Genomic DNA, 16,697 nt, shown 5'->3' on the forward strand with positions numbered 1-16,697 from the left:
TCGGCACGCTCCGCACGGCCTTATGGCACAACCGTTTACAATACGCGATTCGACCATGCCGCGCGGTGTGGCGCCACGTCATGCCACACGCCTGACGGCGGCACGATGCCCACGGGCGGCAGCAACCGTCTTGCATGAGACCAGAGGAGACACTGTGGCAATCTACAAGCTTGGCGACGCAGCCCCGACCATCCACGAAAGCGTGTTCGTCGCGGACACGGCGACCATCATCGGCAAGGTGAGCGTCGAAGAAAATGCCAGCATCTGGTTCGGCGCGTCGATTCGCGGCGACAACGAGCCGATCACCGTCGGCAAGGGCACTAACATACAGGAAGGCGCCGTTCTGCACGCCGACCCCGGCTTTCCGCTGACGCTCGAAGCAGGCGTCACCGTCGGCCATCAGGCGATGCTGCACGGCTGCACGGTCAAGGAAGGCGCGCTGATCGGCATTCAGGCCGTGGTCTTGAATGGAGCGGTAATTGGCCGCAACTGTCTGGTTGGTGCAGGCGCCGTCGTGACCGAAGGCAAGGTTTTTCCTGACAACTCCCTGATTCTCGGATCACCGGCCAAGGTTGTCCGGGAACTGACTGAAGCAGATATCAAAGGCCTGAAGCGCGCTGCGGACATTTACGTGGAGCGCAGGGATTATTTCAAGGCGCAACTCGTGCGCATCGGCTGAAGCCGACCGCACGGCGCGCCACGCGTGGCTTTCCCACCGCGCGGTTCGACCGAGGAAAAGTTGTGAGTGACCAGTTGCAGAAATTCATGTTCAGCGCGGCGCCCGTGCGCGGCGAGCTCGTTTCGTTGCGCAATACGTGGCAGGATGTGCTGACGCGCCGAAGCTATCCGTTGCCGGTGCGGAACGTGCTCGGCGAAATGATGGCGGCATGCGCGCTGCTGTCGGCGAATCTCAAGTTCGACGGCACTCTGATCATGCAGATCTTCGGCGACGGCCCGATCAGGATGCTGGTCGTGCAGTGCAACTCCGATCTGTCGATGCGCGCGACGGCCAAGTATTCCGGCGACACGCCGCAAGCCATCGCCGACGACCTCACCCTCGCCGAACTGATCAACGCCGGCGGCCACGGCCGCTGCGTGATCACGCTCGATCCGAAAAACAAGGTGCCTGGCCAGCAGCCGTATCAGGGCATCGTGCCGCTGTCGGGTGTGGATGGTCCGCTCGAGACGATGGCGCAGGTGATCGAGCACTACATGCAGCATTCGGAGCAGCTCGACACGCGTCTGTGGCTCGCCGCCAACGACGACCGCGCTGTCGGCATGCTGCTGCAGAAGCTGCCCGGCGACGGCGGCATCGTGCCGCATCCGGGCGAGATCGACGCCGATACGTGGGACCGACTGTGCACGCTCGGCAGCACGCTGTCGCACGAAGAGATGCTGAAGGAAGAGCCGAACACGCTGTTCCGACGCCTGTTCTGGCAGGAAAACGTGCAGCATTTCGAACCGACGCGCACGCGTTTCGAGTGCACGTGTTCGCGCGCTCGCGTCGGCAACATGCTGAAGATGCTGGGCCGCGAGGAAGTCGATAGCGTGATCGAGGAACGGGGTCACGTCGAGATTCATTGCGAGTACTGCAATCAGCGCTATGAATTCGATCCCGTCGATGTCGCGCAACTTTTTGTCGCGAGTGGGCTCTCACAAGGTGTAGCGCCTGCCGCCGACCAGCGGCACTGAAGCAGGCATGGCCCGCCGACGGCTCGAATAGCAGCACCCGGCGGCGCGGTATCCACGGATAACGCGCCGCGCAGTGGTTCCGGGCCGTCGATTTGCTTAGGTATCCGACCTAGATATCAGACTGACGTATCCGACCGATGGAGGTCGATATGAACATCCCTTCCCTGCAGCGATCCATGCAACGGCTCGCTGCACTCGCACTGGTGACGGGCGCGGTCGCGTTATCCGGCTGCATGATGGATCCGCCCGGCCCGTCGCCGATTTACAGTCGCTTGCCGGCGGACCAGTCGGGCATCCCGACGACAGCGCAACCGCTCTCGCCGGAAGAACGGGCCCGCTACGACGCAATCGACAGGCAGGTGATGGCCGAACAGAAGCAGGCGATGGTCGCCGATGCCGCCGCGCAGGCCTATTCGCGTTACGCCGCGCCGCCCGTCAGCGTGTATGGCAGCTACTACAGCGGCGGCTGGGGACATGGCTGGGGCACGGGGATCGGTTATGGATATCCGGGCTGGGGTTGGGGCTGGTAGGCCCCACAGCCTGACGCTCCCTACGCACGCACAAGCTGGCGTGTCGCGCAAAAACAAAAGGCGCGGTTCTTGATGAACCGCGCCTTTTTTATCAGCCTGTCGCTCGCCAGATCAACCCGGCTTCTTGTCCTTCGCATCCTTTTTCGCATGCTTGCGATCCGGCTTCGCTCGCGATTCCGGATTCGGCACCACCCGCAGCGGCGCGCCCGTGATCTGGCCGCGCGTCGACGTATTCGACTGCGGCAGGTTCGCCGCAGCCGTGGGCGCATTCGGCGACACGAACTGCACGAATACCTCGCTGTCCTTGACCATGCCCATTTCGTAGCGGGCGCGTTCTTCGACGGCTGCCGTGCCGTTTTGCAGATCCTGCACTTCGCCCTGGATGCGCTCGTTGCGCTCTTTCTCGTCGCTGTTCTTCTTCAGCTGCTGCGCGAGTTCCTGCTGCAGTTCGTGAACACGCAACCAGCCGCCATGGCCCCACCACAGCGGATATTGGATCAGCACCAGCAGGACGAGCAGAACGACGGTGACGAGCCGCATGTAGTGAATTGCAGGGTTGGATACGCGCCGCCCTGCGCTGTACGCAGGGCGGCAAGGGTGAATCAGTAGCGAAGCATAACCGGTTTAACGCTTATTGAGACGAAATGTTGACAGCAAGCGTCACTCTCACCGTCATTTAGTCGCAAAACAGCGTCAATCGGACCTTGATCAGCGCAGGTTGTAGAACGCCGACTTGCCCGGGTAGCTGGCGATATCGCCGAGATCTTCTTCGATACGCAGCAACTGGTTGTACTTCGAGATACGGTCGCTGCGCGACAGCGAACCCGTCTTGATCTGACCCGCGTTCAGGCCGACCGCGATGTCAGCAATGGTCGAATCTTCCGTTTCGCCCGAGCGGTGCGAGATCACCGCCGTGTAGCCGGCGCGCTTGGCCATTTCGATGGCTGCGAAGGTTTCCGTCAGCGTGCCGATCTGGTTGATCTTGATCAGGATCGAATTGGCGATGCCCTTTTCGATGCCTTCCTTCAGGATGCGCGTGTTCGTCACGAACAGATCGTCGCCGACCAGCTGGATCTTCTTGCCGAGCTTGTCGGTGAGGATCTTCCAGCCTTCCCAGTCGCTTTCGTGCATGCCGTCTTCGATCGACACGATCGGGAACTTGTCCGCGAGCGCACCGAGGTAATCGGCGAATTCCGACGACGACAGTTGCAGGCCTTCGCCCGCCAGCTGGTACTTGCCGTCGTGGTAGAACTCGCTCGCTGCGCAGTCGAGCGCGAGCAGCACGTCTTCACCGGCGCGGTAGCCGGCTTTCTCGATGGCTTGCAGGATGGTCGACAGGCACTCGTCGTTGCTGCCGAAGTTCGGCGCGAAGCCGCCTTCGTCGCCGACTGCCGTGCTCATGCCGCGGTCCGACAGGATCTTCTTCAGCGCGTGGAACACTTCCGCGCCGCAACGCAGCGCTTCGCGGAACGTCGGCTGGCTGACGGGGACAATCATGAATTCCTGGATGTCCAGGCTGTTGTTTGCGGGCGCGCCGCCGTTGACGATGTTCATCATCGGCACGGGCAGTTGCATCGCGCCCGAACCGCCGAAGTAGCGGTACAGCGGCAGGCCGGCTTCTTCAGCAGCAGCCTTCGCGACGGCCATCGACACAGCCAGCATCGCGTTCGCGCCCAGGCGCGACTTGTTGTCCGTGCCGTCGAGTTCGAGCAGCGTCTTGTCGAGGAAAGCCTGTTCGGAAGCGTCGAGACCCATGATCGCTTCGGAGATTTCGGTGTTGATGTGCTCGACAGCCTTCAGCACGCCCTTGCCGCTGTAGCGGCCGGTTTCGCCGTCGCGCAGTTCGATCGCTTCACGCGAGCCCGTCGATGCGCCCGACGGCACAGCCGCGCGGCCCATCGTGCCCGATTCGAGCAGCACGTCGCATTCGACAGTCGGGTTGCCCCGCGAATCGAGAATCTCGCGCCCGATGATATCTACGATAGCACTCATGGTTTCCTCTGAAATGACGATGAATTCTTAAGATGAGACGTCCGGTTCTCTATGACTGCCTGCGTCCGGACGCGTTCGACGACCATCGGGTTGAAGCACGCGCGCACCGCCGGACCTCAGCGGCACGCGCGTGAATGCATCAGTTGAAATCGTTCTCGAGGAACGGCGTGCGCTTCACGGCCTGATCGATCGTGATCAACGTTTCGAGCAGATCGGCCATGCGATGCAGTGGCACGGCATTGGGACCGTCCGACTTCGCTTCAGCCGGATTCGGATGGGTTTCCATGAACAGGCCAGCGACGCCCGTTGCGACAGCCGCGCGCGCCAGCACAGGCACGAACTCGCGCTGACCGCCCGAGCTGGTGCCCTGCCCGCCCGGCAATTGCACCGAGTGGGTGGCGTCGAACACGACGGGTGCATTCGTCTCGCGCATGATGGCCAGCGAGCGCATGTCCGACACGAGGTTGTTATAACCGAACGACACGCCACGCTCGCAAGCCATGAAACGGTCTTCCGACAGACCCGCTTCTCGTGCTGCATCACGCGCCTTGTCGATCACGTTCTTCATGTCGTGCGGCGCGAGAAACTGGCCTTTCTTGATGTTGACGGGCTTACCCGAACGCGCGCACGCGTGGATGAAGTCCGTCTGACGGCACAGGAACGCGGGCGTTTGCAGCACGTCGACCACAGAAGCGACCTGCTCGATTTCGTGTTCGCTGTGCACGTCGGTCAGAACAGGCAAGCCGAGCTGACGCTTCACTTCGGACAGAATGCGCAAACCCTCGTCCATGCCCAGACCACGGAACGACTTGCCGCTGCTGCGATTGGCTTTGTCGTACGAGGACTTGTAGATGAACGGAATCTTCAGCTTCGCGCAGATTTCCTTCAGCTTGCCGGCCGTGTCGATCGTCATCTGTTCGGATTCGACCACACACGTGCCCGCGATCAGGAAAAACGGCTTGTCGAGGCCGATTTCGAAATCGCCCAGTTTCATACTTTCTCCTCGACGCTCGCTTCGCGATGCGCACGCGCGGCTTCAACGAATGCCTTGAAGAGCGGGTGGCCGTCGCGCGGCGTCGACGTGAATTCAGGGTGGAACTGAACGCCGACGAACCAGGGGTGCATCGAACGCGGCAGTTCCATCATTTCCGGCAGATCTTCGCTCGGGGTACGGGCGCTGATGATAAGGCCACCGGCTTCGAGCTGGGGCACGAAGCGGTTATTGACTTCATAACGGTGACGGTGACGCTCGTTCACATCCTTGCCGTAAATCTCTTCGGCCATCGTGCCGGGCTTGATCGGGCAACGCTGCGAACCGAGACGCATCGTGCCGCCCAGATCGGATTCTTCCGTACGCTTCTCAACCTTGCCTTCGCGGTCGTACCACTCGGTGATCAGCGCGACCACGCGATTCGGCGTTTCCTGGTCGAATTCCGTGCTGTTCGCGTCCGCGAGGCCGACCACGTCGCGGGCGAATTCGATCACCGCGAGCTGCATGCCGAGGCAGATGCCGAGATACGGCACCTTCGCTTCGCGTGCGTAGCGGATTGCCTTGATCTTGCCTTCCGTGCCGCGACGGCCGAAGCCACCCGGCACCAGCACGGCGTCGAGATGCTTGAGGCTGTCGACGCCGTTCTCTTCCAGCTCTTCGGAATCGATGTATTCGATGTTGACCTTGGTCGACGTATGGATCGACGCATGGCGCAGCGCTTCGATCAGCGACTTGTACGACTCCGTCAGTTCGACGTACTTGCCGACCATGCCGATGGTCACTTCGCTCTTCGGGTGCTCGAGCTTCTCGACGAGGTCCGACCACATCGACAGATCAGCCGGCTTCGGCGTCAGCTTCAGTTCGTTGCAGACGATCTCGTCCATGCCCTGGTCGTGCAGCATCTGCGGAATCTTGTAGATGCTGTCGGCGTCCCACACCGAAATCACGGCGTCTTCCGGCACGTTCGAGAACATCGAGATCTTCGCGCGCTCGTCGTCGGGAATACGCCGGTCGGCACGGCACAGCAGCACGTGCGGCGAGATACCGATTTCACGCAGCTTCTGCACGCTATGCTGCGTCGGCTTGGTTTTCAGTTCGCCCGCAGTGGCGACCCAGGGCACCAGCGTGAGGTGCACGAAGCACGCGCTGTTACGGCCCATGCGCAGGCTCATCTGACGCGCGGCTTCGAGGAACGGCAGCGATTCGATGTCACCGACCGTGCCGCCCACTTCGACGATAGCGACATCCGGCTCGCCGCACGTCGCGGATGCCGCGCCGCGTTCGACGAATGCCTGGATTTCGTTTGTGATGTGCGGAATGACCTGCACCGTCTTGCCGAGATAATCGCCGCGGCGTTCCTTGCGGATCACCGATTCGTAAATCTGGCCCGTGGTGAAGTTGTTGGCCTTGCGCATCTTCGTGCTGATGAAGCGCTCGTAGTGGCCAAGGTCGAGGTCAGTCTCAGCGCCGTCTTCCGTCACGAACACTTCGCCGTGTTGAAACGGACTCATCGTGCCGGGGTCGACGTTGATGTAAGGATCAAGCTTGAGGAGGGTGACTTTCAGACCGCGCGATTCGAGGATCGCGGCGAGGGAAGCGGCGGCAATACCCTTGCCGAGGGAAGAAACTACGCCGCCGGTGACGAAAACATATTTGGTCATCGCTGGATGCTCGCGGGAAAAACGGATTATACATGAACGCGTGCTTCCAGCCCAGTCCTGGGGCGGGTCGATCATGCGGATCGAGCGTGCTTTTTAGCGGCTTCGCAAGACGGATCGGCATCCCGATGCATGGGAAATCCGACCTGCATCGCAAGGCTGTCACGGCTTTGTTGCGGGTTTATGTCGCAGTGCCGCGCGGCGTTTCATTTATGCATAAACGCGCCTCTCATTGCCCCGCTCGCGACCGATGCACACCCACTCATTCCAGCCCGCGCAGCAGCCGCTGCACGGCGCGCGCCGTTTCGATCGGACGCTCCATCGGGAACAGGTGGCTGCCCTCCATCCATTCGAAATGATCGCCCGCCAGCCGCCGGGTGGCGAGCAGCCCGGCCTGGCGTACTTCCCGTGAACGCGTTCCCGCGACGAAACCAACGGGCACGGATGACCCGTGCGCCAGCCGGCCGCCGAAAGTATGCGGCAAGGTCTTGTAGATGCGGTATTCCGTGAGCCGGTCGAAGGCCAGTTCGCGTGCGCCGTCTGCCGTGGCTTGCGGAATGCCGAAGTCGATATAGTCGGACAGCATGCGTTCGTCCCAGCGCGCAAACGCGGGCTTCGCGTGAAAGTGGCGCCACGCTTCGTCGCGGCTTGCCCAGCGCGTGCGCCGCGTGCGCGTGGCGGCCGCTGGCGAGAGCCGCTCGTCCAGCCCCGTCCATTGCGACACGCGCAGCATGTTGCTGCGCCAGCCCGCAATCACGGGCGAATCGAGCATCACCACGCCGCGCACCCATTGCGGCTTCCTCAACGCGGCCATCAGCGACAGATAGCCGCCGAGCGAATGCCCGACCAGCCACACCGGGTTCTCGTACGCGCGCCCAATGTCATCCAGCAATTCGTCGACCAGATGCGGCCAGTCGCGCGTCACCGGGTAACGCGTGTCGTGTCCGATCCTTTCGACGAAACGTATGTCGTAGTCGTCCGCGAGTTCAGCGAAGATCGTCCGATAAGTCGACGCAGGGAATCCGTTTGCAGGCGAGATATGGATGATGCTCTTCAAGCGCTATCGCCTCCGTTCTGATTTGTTCTCAATCGCGCTGCCGGTCGGGTTGCGGATCCATCCAGTAGCGCCGCTGCGTCTGCCGAAAGCGTTCGAGCGTCAGCCCCGCGGTGCCCGCTTCGATGCGCGCGGCGCCGTCGTCGTCGCTGCGCGAGAGCGCGATGCCGCGCGTCAGATACCGTGCGTAGACGCCCTCATACGGATGGTGAAACCGGTTGCGATAGCCTACCTGAAATACCGCGATGGACGGCCCGATAGAGTCGAGGAACGGCTCGGTCGACGAGGTCTTGCTGCCGTGATGCGGCACGAGCAGAACCTGCGCACGCAAGGCGCCGGGATCGCGGGCGAGCAGCGTGCGTTCGACGGGCGCTTCGATATCCGCGGCCAGCAAGGCCGTCATGGCCTTGCTGGCGCCATCCGGCGTTTGAACGGGCGCAGCGCTCACGTGCAGCACACAGCAATGTGCATTCGGCTTGCCCTGCAACGGACCCGCATCGGGCCAGAGGATCGCGAACTCGACGCCGTCCCACTGCCAGCGCTGGCCCGCTGCGCAACGCACGGTCTGCGCGCCCTTGCCGCTTGCCGCGCGCCACAGTGCATGAGTAGGCGGAAGACCCGCCAGCAACTGCTTTACTTCGACACCTTCGAGCACGGCGGGCGCGCCACCCGAGTGATCGGAATCGGCATGGCTGATGATCAGCGTATCGAGCGATGCAATGCCTGCCGCCTGCAGATACGGCACGACGATCCGTTCGCCTGCGTGCGTCGATTCCGGCCCTGGTCCGGCATCGAAAAGCAGTGTGTGGTGTGCCGTTTCGACGACGATCGATGAACCCTGGCCGATATCGAGCGCCGTGAGTCGGAACGATCCCTCGACAGGTGCCGCCGATGCGGGCGCGAGCAGTGGCAGCCACGTCAGCGGCGCGGCCCAGCGCAGCGGCCAGCCTGCAGGCGCGAGGCACCAAACCACACCGACGGCTGCGAACGCGAGCGCCCATGCGTCCGGCTGCGGCAACTGCCAGACTGCCCATGCCGGCCACGACATCAGTTGCACCCCGCCCGCGAGCCATTCCAGCAGATGATGCGCGGCACGAAACGCCAGCGCATCGAGCGGCGCCGGCAACGCCACACCTGCGATCACGACAGGCGTGACCAGCACGCTGACCCACGGGATCGCAAACGCATTGGCGACGGGACCGATCAGCGGTATCTGCGAGAAGAAGCAGACCGTCAGCGGCGCGAGCGCGACCGTCACCGCGAACTGAACGCGTGCGCCGCTACGCACGCGCCCTCTCAGCGAACGGTTCCATGCACGCAACTGTTCGGCGCAACGCCTTGATAACGGGTGCTTCACTGCCTCTTCGTGCGGCGAGCCCGTCGGATCATCACGGACGGGACGCGCGTCGCCGGACATCGCGTAGAGAATCGCCGCGACCGCACAAAACGAGAGCCAGAATCCCGCCGACACGACTGCCCACGGATCGACCAGCAGCACGAGTCCAAGCGCCCATGCAATCACAACGGAAGGCGCGACACGTCGGCCACCGACATACGCAAGCGCCACCACGCCCGCCATCCACAACGCCCGTTGCGCAGGCACGTTGAAACCTGCGAGCGCCGCATGAAACGCGGCGAACAGCGCACCGCCGACCATCGCCACCTTCTGCGCAGGCACTCGCAACGGCAAACCCTGCCCGACGAAAAAGGATCGCCGCCACAGCATGCCGATCAGCCATCCCGCGAGTCCCGCCACGAAACCAATGTGCAGCCCCGAAATCGCGACCAGATGACTGGTACCCGTGCGCCGCATCAACAGCCAGTCGGCGGCACTGACGGCATCCTGCGCGCCCACGGCGAGCGCGACGACGATGCCTATGTGCGGCGCACCCTTTAGCACGTCGGCAATCCGGTTACGGATTGCAGAACGCCACCCGTCGACCCGTGCGCTCAACCCGCCTGCCTTACCAGCCAGCCGTACGGCGTGCGAAGGCATGTTCACATAGCCCGTCGCGCGTACGTCGCGGGCGAGCCATGCAGCTTCCGCGTCCCGCACACCCCAGTTCGCATTGCCGTGCGGACGCTTGACTCGCACATTCAGGCGCCAGCGCGAGCCGGGCTCGAGCATGGGCGGCGGCGCATCGTTTGCCATCCACGAGAGTTGCAGCGTGCGGGGAAAGCGCTCGACAGGTGCGTCGGTGGATTCCACGGCAAAGAGAAATCGCGCGCCATCCGCGCTATGGGTCGGCAAGCCTTTGATCCATCCCGTCACCGCGATGTCGCGCCCTTCCCACGTCTGCGGCAACTCGAATGCGAGCCGGGCCTGTGCGCGCCATGCTGCATAGCCGAATCCGCAGCACATGGCCGCGCAAAACACCACGAACCAGCCCACGCGCATGAACCGCACATCGTTGTGTCGAAAGCACGCCCACGCAGCGAGCATGAACACGCAAGCACCCGCGATCAACGCGAGCCAAGCTGGCCATTCAGGCAATGAAGCCTGTTGCTGCAACCACACGACACCCAACGCAAACCCGCACCACACTGCCCGCATGCCGCCTCCGCATTCGACACTCGCGCAGCGGCTTATCAATATCGATCAGGAACCCGAATCAATACCAATGCAAGGCGCCGCACAAGTCAGACAGTGATTATGCAGAGTAAAGTGCGAGTCGCGGCAAGGCGGCGTGCGCATTAGCCGTTGTGCCTATCGCGAGTTCGTTTTGGTCGATGCCGCGCTGTTCGGCGAGCATCGCACCGATGGCAGGAATCTGGTCGGGTGTGTTGCGCTGCTTATAAAGCCACGAAGGCGCAATATCGGGCGCATCGGTTTCGACGACGAGCGCATCGAGCGGCAGTTGCGCCGCGAGCCGGCGAATCTGCAACGCGCGCTCGAACGTCACGTTGCCGCCGAAGCCCAGATGCATGCCGTGATCGATAAACGCCTGCGCCTGCTGGAAACTGCCGTTGAACGCGTGCGCAATGCCGCGATTGACATGATTGCGCCGCAAGCCCTTCAACACCTGATCCTGCGATTTGCGCACATGGCAGATCACGGGCAGATCGAACTCGCGCGCGAGCTTGAGTTGCTCGTTGTAATAGAACTGCTGCGTGTCGTCGTCGAGACCGGGAACGAAGTAATCGAGGCCGATTTCACCGAGTCCGACGAATAGCGGATCGTCGAGACTGGCTTCGATTTCCATGCGCAGCACGTCGAGATCGGACGGCTGCGCCTGCGGCGTATAGAGCGGATGGATGCCGAGCGCATACGCCCCGCCCTGCACCTGATGCGCCAACTCGCGCACCACCGTGAAGTTGCTGCGCGCAATGCCCGGAATCACGATCCGGCTCACGCCCGCGTCACGTGCCGCGTCCGCCACCGCGCCGCGATCCGCGTCGAATTCTGATGCGTCGAGATGACAGTGCGTGTCGATCCACATGCGCGCAGCCTCGTGTCGAATGAAAACTGTCCAGCCTTAGACAGGCACCGACGGTTCCTCGTACAGCACGCCGTCGCGCAGACGCATGGTCCGGTCGCAGCGGGCGGCCAGATCGGGATCGTGCGTGACGATCACGAAACTCGTCGACAGCGTCGCCGACAGCTCCAGCATCAGGTTGAACACGGTATCGGCCGTACCGCCGTCGAGGTTACCCGTCGGTTCGTCGGCGAGCACGCAGGCGGGCTTCGTGACCAGCGCGCGCGCAATCGCGACACGTTGCCGCTCGCCGCCCGACAGTTCGCCCGGCCGATGCTTCGCACGATGCGCGAGGCCGACGCGCTCCAGCATCTCCATGGCCTGCGCGCGTGCGTCTTCCGTCGTCATGCGACGGATGCGCAGCGGCATTCCTACATTGTCGAGCGCGCTGAACTCGGGCAGCAGATGGTGAAACTGATAGACGAAGCCAAGCGCGCGGTTGCGCAGATCATTGCGTTCGCGCTCGGACAGTTTCGTGAACGGCTTGCCCATCACTTCGACATGCCCGGTGCTCGGATCGTCGAGACCGCCCAGCACGTGCAGCAGCGTGCTCTTGCCGGAGCCGGACGCACCGACGATCGCCAGCTTTTCGCCGCGCCGCACCGACAGCTGCGTGTTGCTGAGCACGGACACGATCAGGCCGCCCTGAACGAATGCTTTCGAAATGCCCGTCGCTTCGAGCACGTAAGGATGCAAACCAGTCTCGTCGGCTGCCATAAGGGTGTTGTTGGGACGATCATTCATAACGCAGCGCCTCCGCCGGACGCACCTTGGCGCCGCGCCAGCTCGGATACAGCGTCGCGAGGCACGACAGCAGGAAGGCGATCACGCCGATCTTGACGACGTCGCCCGGCACCAGTTCGGACGGCAGCTCGCTGATGAAATACACCGAAGGCGGCAGAAACTGCACGTGCAGCAGATGTTCGATCATCGGCACCAGCCACGGAATGCTCCACGCGATCAGGCAGCCGAGCGCCACGCCGATGCCCGTGCCGACGAAGCCGATCGTCATGCCCTGGATCACGAAAATCTTCATGATCGAGCCGGGCTGCGCGCCCAGCGTGCGCAGAATCGCGATATCGGCCTGCTTGTTGGTGACCGTCATGACCAGCGACGAAACCAGATTGAACGCCGCCACCGCGATGATCAGCGTCAGGATGATGAACATCATTCGTTTTTCGATCTGCACGGCCGAGAACCAGGTCTTGTTCTGCTGCGTCCAGTCGCGGATATACAGATCGCCCGATAGCGTGCGCGCCAGCTGATGCGCGACTTCCGGCGCGCGCTGCATGTCCTTCAGCCGCAGGCGGACACCCGTCGGCGCAGGTAGCCGGAACAGCGCCTCGGCATCCTTGATATTGATCAACGCGAGCGTGCTGTCGTATTCGTAGTGTCCCGATTCGAACACGCCGACCACGGTGAACTGCTTGAGGCGCGGCAGCAGACCGGCAGGCGTCATGGTGCCTTCGGGCGCGACCAGCGTGATCTTGTCGCCCGTCATCACGCCGAGATTGCCCGCGAGATCGGCACCGAGCACGATGCCGAATTCGCCCGGCTTCAGCTCGTTCAGGCTGCCCGCTTTCATCTCCTTGCCGATGTCCGACACTTCCGGCTCCAGCGAAGGTTCCACGCCGCGCAGTGCGACCCCGCTCACGGCGTCCTGGCGCGTCAGCAGCGCCTGCGCCTCGACGTACGGCGCCGCGCCGATCACTTCCTTGTTCTGCTTCGCTTCCTGCGCGGTCAGCTGCCAGTTCGGCATCGAACCCGTCGGCGAAAAGATCTCGACGTGCGCAAGCACCGACAGCATGCGATCGCGCACCTCTTTCTGGAAGCCGTTCATCACCGACAGCACGACGATCAGCGCGGCCACGCCGAGCGCGATGCCCGACATCGACACCAGCGCGATGAACGAGATGAAGCCGTTACCCGTGGTGCGTTTGCCGGCGCGCGTGTAGCGCCAGCCAATCTGCCATTCGTATGGAAGTTTCAAGCGAGTCCTTTTTCAGCGTGAATGCGCTGTGTTCTGCAATTGCCTGCATGGCGCCCGCGCGTCCGTGCGTCTGCCCCGATAGCATCCGTCAGGCGCGCGAAAGCCTTGTCGATTGGGCGCGAATTCCGGCCGATGGTTCCAGAACGCCGGCTTGCGGCGACTTTCCGGGCTTGCGCGAATTGTACGCACCGGCGCCCGCGCCGCCGCTTTTTGTCGGGCCGCATCGCCCGCTATCGCGGATCAACGGGGCGAAGTTTGCCATACAATGCGCAGCATCATGAATGCCAACCGACTGCACCTTCTACTGCCCTTCGCGCTGCCAGCCGCAGCCGACGCGTCCACCGCGCTGCATTCCCTCGACATTCCTGCCCTCGACAAACTGATCGCCCGCGCCCCGCTGGTCGAACGCGTGATCGGCGAAGACTTCCAGCGCACCTTGCCGCACGAGCGCTGGGTCGCGCGCGCGTTCGGCGCGGTGCCCGCCGGCACGGCTGCCGCCGACGAAGCGCCGCTCGCGCCGTACATGCTGCTCGCCGACGGCGGCCAGCCCGGCAGCGCGACGTGGGCCTGCGTGCAGCCGGTGCACGTGCGGATCGCGCACGACCATCTGGTGTTGATCGATCCCGCCTCGCTCGAACTCGCCGACGCCGACGCGCGCGCGCTGTTCGACGTGGCCCGTCCGCTGATTGAGGAACTGGGCGTGCGCGTCGAGGCGCCGCAGCCGTCGCGCTGGTATCTGTCGAGCGATGCGTTCGGCACGCTCGCGGGCGCTTCGCCGCTGCGCGCCAGCGGACGCAACATCGAGATCTGGCTGCCGCACGAAGCGCACACGGGCGAGCGCTCGCGCGCGTGGATGAAGCTGCAGAACGAAGTGCAGATGGCGTGGTTCGAGCATCCCGTCAACGAGGCGCGCGAGGCGCGCGGGCTGCCCGCCGTCAATTCGATCTGGTTTCACGCGCAAGGCGCCGCGCAGCCCGTGCGCAGCGGTTTTACGCGCGTGCTGTCGGAGGCTGCGGCGACGCGCGGCCTTGCGTTAGCTGCCAATGCCGCAACGGACGCACCGCCCGCGACATATGGCTCATGGCGTTCGGCCAACGGCAGCGCCGCCAGCACGCTGATCGAACTCGATCCGTTTTCCGCGCCGTTTATCGAGCAGGACTGGGGCCGCTGGAACGCTGCATTCGCGACGCTCGAGCGCGACTGGTTTTCGCCTGCGCTCGCCGCACTGCAGTCCGGCGAACTCGGCGAACTCGGGCTGACGCTGTGTGGCGACACCGGCTCGGTGACACTGAACATCACGCGCGGTGACCTGCGCAAATTCTGGCGACGGCGCGTGTTCGCGTCGCTCTTTATCGAATGAACTGTCCTACTGTTTCCGGTTTTGCCGCATGACTCGAATCGTTACGCGCCCCTGCTCACCCGCCGACGCCGAAGCGTTGATCCGTCACGGCCTGCATCCCGTGCTCGCACGGCTCTATGCATCGCGCGGCGTCTGTCTGCCCGATGACATCGAAACCGGCCTCGCGCGGCTCACGCCGCCCGCCTCGCTCAAGGGCTGTGACGCGGCGGCGACGCTGCTCGCCGACGCGCTCGAAGGCCAGCGCCGCATGCTGGTGGTCGCCGACTACGACTGCGACGGCGCGACCGCCTGTGCCGTCGCCGTGCGCGGCTTGCGCATGTTCGGCGCGCAGATCGACTACCTGGTGCCGAACCGCTTCGAATACGGCTACGGCCTGACACCCGAAATCGTGCAACTGGCCGCGAAACGGCCGGGCGGCAAGCCGGATCTGCTGATCACGGTCGACAACGGCATTGCGAGTGTCGACGGCGTGGAGGCGGCGAATGCGCTCGGCATCGACGTGCTCGTCACCGACCACCATTTGCCCGGCGACGAACTGCCGGATGCGCGCGCAATCGTCAATCCGAACCAGCCGGGCTGCGAGTTTCCGAGCAAGTGCATCGCGGGCGTCGGCGTGATGTTCTATGTGCTGCTGGCGCTGCGCGCCGAACTGCGCAAGCGTGGCGCTTTCGGCGACGGACGGCCGGAGCCGCGCCTGGACGGTCTGCTCGATCTGGTCGCGTTGGGCACGGTCGCGGACGTGGTGAAGCTGGACGGCAACAACCGCGTGCTGGTCGCGCAGGGCTTGCAGCGGATCCGCAATGGGCGCATGCAGCCGGGCATCGCTGCCCTCTTCCGCGCCGCGGGGCGCGATGCGCGCAGTGCATCGGGCTTCGATCTCGGCTTCGCGCTGGGGCCGCGTCTGAATGCCGCGGGGCGACTGTCGGACATGTCGCTGGGTATCGACTGCCTGACGACGGACGACGTCGGACGCGCATGGGAGCTTGCGCAGCAACTCGACACGATGAACCGCGAGCGACGCGAAATCGAAGCGGGCAGGCAGCAACAGGCGCTCGACGATCTTTCCACCTTCGACCCAGCCGGTTCGACGACGATTACGCTGTTCAATCCAGGCTGGCATCAGGGCGTGATCGGGATCGTTGCAGGCCGTCTGAAGGAAAAATTTCACCGTCCGTCGTTCACGTTTGCGCTCGCCGACGACAGCGGCACCACGATCAAGGGTTCGGGCCGTTCAATTCCGGGTTTCCATTTGCGGGATGCGCTCGATCTGGTATCGAAGCGGGAACCGGGATTGATCGCGAAATTTGGCGGCCACGCGATGGCGGCGGGCATGACGATCGCCACGGCCGATCTGCCGCGCTTTACGGCGGCGTTCGAGCAGGTTGGGCGCGAGTGGCTGACGCAGGACGTGCTGGCGCGCACGGTGGAGACAGACGGCGATCTTGAAGATGCGTACTTCACGCCGCAATTCGTCGAAATGATCGATGCTGCGGTGTGGGGACAGGGTTTCCCGGCGCCCGTTTTTTCTGGCGAATTCGAGGTGATGTCGCAGGCGCTGGTGAAGGACAACCATCTGAAGCTGCAACTGATGCGCGGACGCCAGCGGTTCAATGCGATCTGGTTCAACCATACGACGCCGTTACCGGCGCGGACTACGGTGGCCTATCGGTTGTCGGCGGATTCGTGGAATGGGGTTGCAAGGGTGCATCTGATTGTTGAGCATGCGCTGATTGACTAGTGGCTGTTAGCGCGGCCTTGCGGGGTTGTGATCCGCTATAATTTTGGTTTTTGGTTCTGCAGGTTTGGGGTTTTGCTGGTGCTTTTAGCCGGGTTTTCGGCTGTTTTGGTGGCCTCCGCGGTTTGTTATCGGTTTGCTCGCGTTGCCCCTGTGCGGGGCGGCACTTACTTTCTTTGCCGCCGCAAAGAAAGTAAGCAAAGAAAGCGGGCTAACACC

14 protein-coding genes are annotated in these 16,697 nt (G+C 63.4%); 5 read left to right on the forward strand and 9 right to left on the reverse strand.

Annotated elements, in window-relative coordinates; genetic code table 11:
• Window positions 1–154: 154 nt before the first annotated feature.
• The 3 genes from DK391_RS30025 (at window position 155) to DK391_RS30035 (ending at window position 2,222) form a co-directional block, all read left to right on the forward strand.
• Window positions 155–679 carry a gamma carbonic anhydrase family protein gene (locus DK391_RS30025; protein WP_109481633.1) on the forward strand — a complete coding sequence of 175 codons (525 nt, stop codon included), beginning with the start codon at window positions 155–157 and terminating at the stop codon, window positions 677–679.
• 62 nt (window positions 680–741) lie between these two features.
• Window positions 742–1,692, forward strand: a complete 951-nt coding sequence (gene hslO / locus DK391_RS30030) for an Hsp33 family molecular chaperone HslO (RefSeq protein ID WP_109481634.1) — start codon at window positions 742–744, stop codon at window positions 1,690–1,692.
• A 149-nt stretch (window positions 1,693–1,841) separates the two neighbouring features.
• Window positions 1,842–2,222 (forward strand): hypothetical protein, encoded by a 381-nt coding sequence (locus tag DK391_RS30035; protein WP_109481635.1) that lies wholly within the window; start codon window positions 1,842–1,844, stop codon window positions 2,220–2,222.
• A gap of 111 nt (window positions 2,223–2,333) precedes the next feature.
• Here DK391_RS30035 and ftsB read toward each other — a convergent pair whose 3' ends face one another.
• The 9 genes from ftsB to DK391_RS30080 all read right to left on the reverse strand — a co-directional run bounded on the left by ftsB (window position 2,334) and on the right by DK391_RS30080 (window position 13,383).
• Window positions 2,334–2,762: a cell division protein FtsB gene (gene ftsB, locus DK391_RS30040; protein WP_109481636.1), complete on the reverse strand. Its 429-nt coding sequence runs from the start codon at window positions 2,760–2,762 to the stop codon at window positions 2,334–2,336.
• Window positions 2,763–2,930: 168 nt separating this feature from the next.
• Window positions 2,931–4,214: a phosphopyruvate hydratase gene (gene eno, locus DK391_RS30045; RefSeq protein ID WP_109481637.1), complete on the reverse strand. Its 1,284-nt coding sequence runs from the start codon at window positions 4,212–4,214 to the stop codon at window positions 2,931–2,933.
• 139 nt (window positions 4,215–4,353) lie between these two features.
• A complete protein-coding gene (gene kdsA / locus DK391_RS30050) occupies window positions 4,354–5,208 on the reverse strand; it encodes a 3-deoxy-8-phosphooctulonate synthase (protein WP_109481638.1) in 855 nt (284 codons plus the stop codon).
• Window positions 5,205–6,866, reverse strand: coding sequence for a CTP synthase (locus DK391_RS30055; protein WP_109481639.1), 1,662 nt, complete (start codon window positions 6,864–6,866; stop codon window positions 5,205–5,207). The genes kdsA and DK391_RS30055 overlap by 4 nt, the downstream gene beginning before the upstream one ends.
• A gap of 259 nt (window positions 6,867–7,125) precedes the next feature.
• Entirely contained in the window at window positions 7,126–7,920 is a 795-nt protein-coding gene (locus tag DK391_RS30060) for an alpha/beta hydrolase (RefSeq protein ID WP_109481640.1), read from the reverse strand.
• Between the two features lie 28 nt (window positions 7,921–7,948).
• Window positions 7,949–10,471 (reverse strand): DNA internalization-related competence protein ComEC/Rec2, encoded by a 2,523-nt coding sequence (locus tag DK391_RS30065; RefSeq protein ID WP_109481641.1) that lies wholly within the window; start codon window positions 10,469–10,471, stop codon window positions 7,949–7,951.
• A gap of 97 nt (window positions 10,472–10,568) precedes the next feature.
• On the reverse strand, window positions 10,569–11,357 hold the full coding sequence (locus tag DK391_RS30070; protein ID WP_109481642.1) for a TatD family hydrolase: 789 nt from the start codon (window positions 11,355–11,357) through the stop codon (window positions 10,569–10,571).
• 36 nt (window positions 11,358–11,393) lie between these two features.
• A complete protein-coding gene (gene lolD, locus DK391_RS30075) occupies window positions 11,394–12,137 on the reverse strand; it encodes a lipoprotein-releasing ABC transporter ATP-binding protein LolD (protein ID WP_109481643.1) in 744 nt (247 codons plus the stop codon).
• On the reverse strand, window positions 12,130–13,383 hold the full coding sequence (locus DK391_RS30080; RefSeq protein ID WP_109481644.1) for a lipoprotein-releasing ABC transporter permease subunit: 1,254 nt from the start codon (window positions 13,381–13,383) through the stop codon (window positions 12,130–12,132). Before DK391_RS30080 ends, lolD begins: the two co-directional genes overlap by 8 nt.
• Window positions 13,384–13,648: 265 nt before the next feature.
• Between DK391_RS30080 and DK391_RS30090 the strand changes: the two genes are divergently transcribed.
• Window positions 13,649–14,743 carry a regulator gene (locus DK391_RS30090; RefSeq protein ID WP_109481645.1) on the forward strand — a complete coding sequence of 365 codons (1,095 nt, stop codon included), beginning with the start codon at window positions 13,649–13,651 and terminating at the stop codon, window positions 14,741–14,743.
• 28 nt (window positions 14,744–14,771) lie between these two features.
• Window positions 14,772–16,481, forward strand: a complete 1,710-nt coding sequence (gene recJ / locus DK391_RS30095; protein WP_109481646.1) for a single-stranded-DNA-specific exonuclease RecJ — start codon at window positions 14,772–14,774, stop codon at window positions 16,479–16,481.
• Window positions 16,482–16,697 lie beyond the last annotated feature (216 nt).

Source organism: Paraburkholderia sp. C35 (assembly GCF_003121405.1).
GTDB lineage: Bacteria > Pseudomonadota > Gammaproteobacteria > Burkholderiales > Burkholderiaceae > Paraburkholderia.

Coding starts and splice junctions, on each gene's coding strand:
- DK391_RS30035 (WP_109481635.1), top strand. CDS start 1,842: ATGAACATCCCTTCCCTGCAGCGATCCATGCAACGGCTCGCTGCACTC.
- ftsB (WP_109481636.1), bottom strand. CDS start 2,762: ATGCGGCTCGTCACCGTCGTTCTGCTCGTCCTGCTGGTGCTGATCCAA.
- eno (WP_109481637.1), bottom strand. CDS start 4,214: ATGAGTGCTATCGTAGATATCATCGGGCGCGAGATTCTCGATTCGCGG.
- kdsA (WP_109481638.1), bottom strand. CDS start 5,208: ATGAAACTGGGCGATTTCGAAATCGGCCTCGACAAGCCGTTTTTCCTG.
- DK391_RS30055 (WP_109481639.1), bottom strand. CDS start 6,866: ATGACCAAATATGTTTTCGTCACCGGCGGCGTAGTTTCTTCCCTCGGC.
- DK391_RS30065 (WP_109481641.1), bottom strand. CDS start 10,471: ATGCGGGCAGTGTGGTGCGGGTTTGCGTTGGGTGTCGTGTGGTTGCAG.
- DK391_RS30070 (WP_109481642.1), bottom strand. CDS start 11,357: ATGTGGATCGACACGCACTGTCATCTCGACGCATCAGAATTCGACGCG.
- lolD (WP_109481643.1), bottom strand. CDS start 12,137: ATGAATGATCGTCCCAACAACACCCTTATGGCAGCCGACGAGACTGGT.
- DK391_RS30090 (WP_109481645.1), top strand. CDS start 13,649: ATGCGCAGCATCATGAATGCCAACCGACTGCACCTTCTACTGCCCTTC.
- recJ (WP_109481646.1), top strand. CDS start 14,772: ATGACTCGAATCGTTACGCGCCCCTGCTCACCCGCCGACGCCGAAGCG.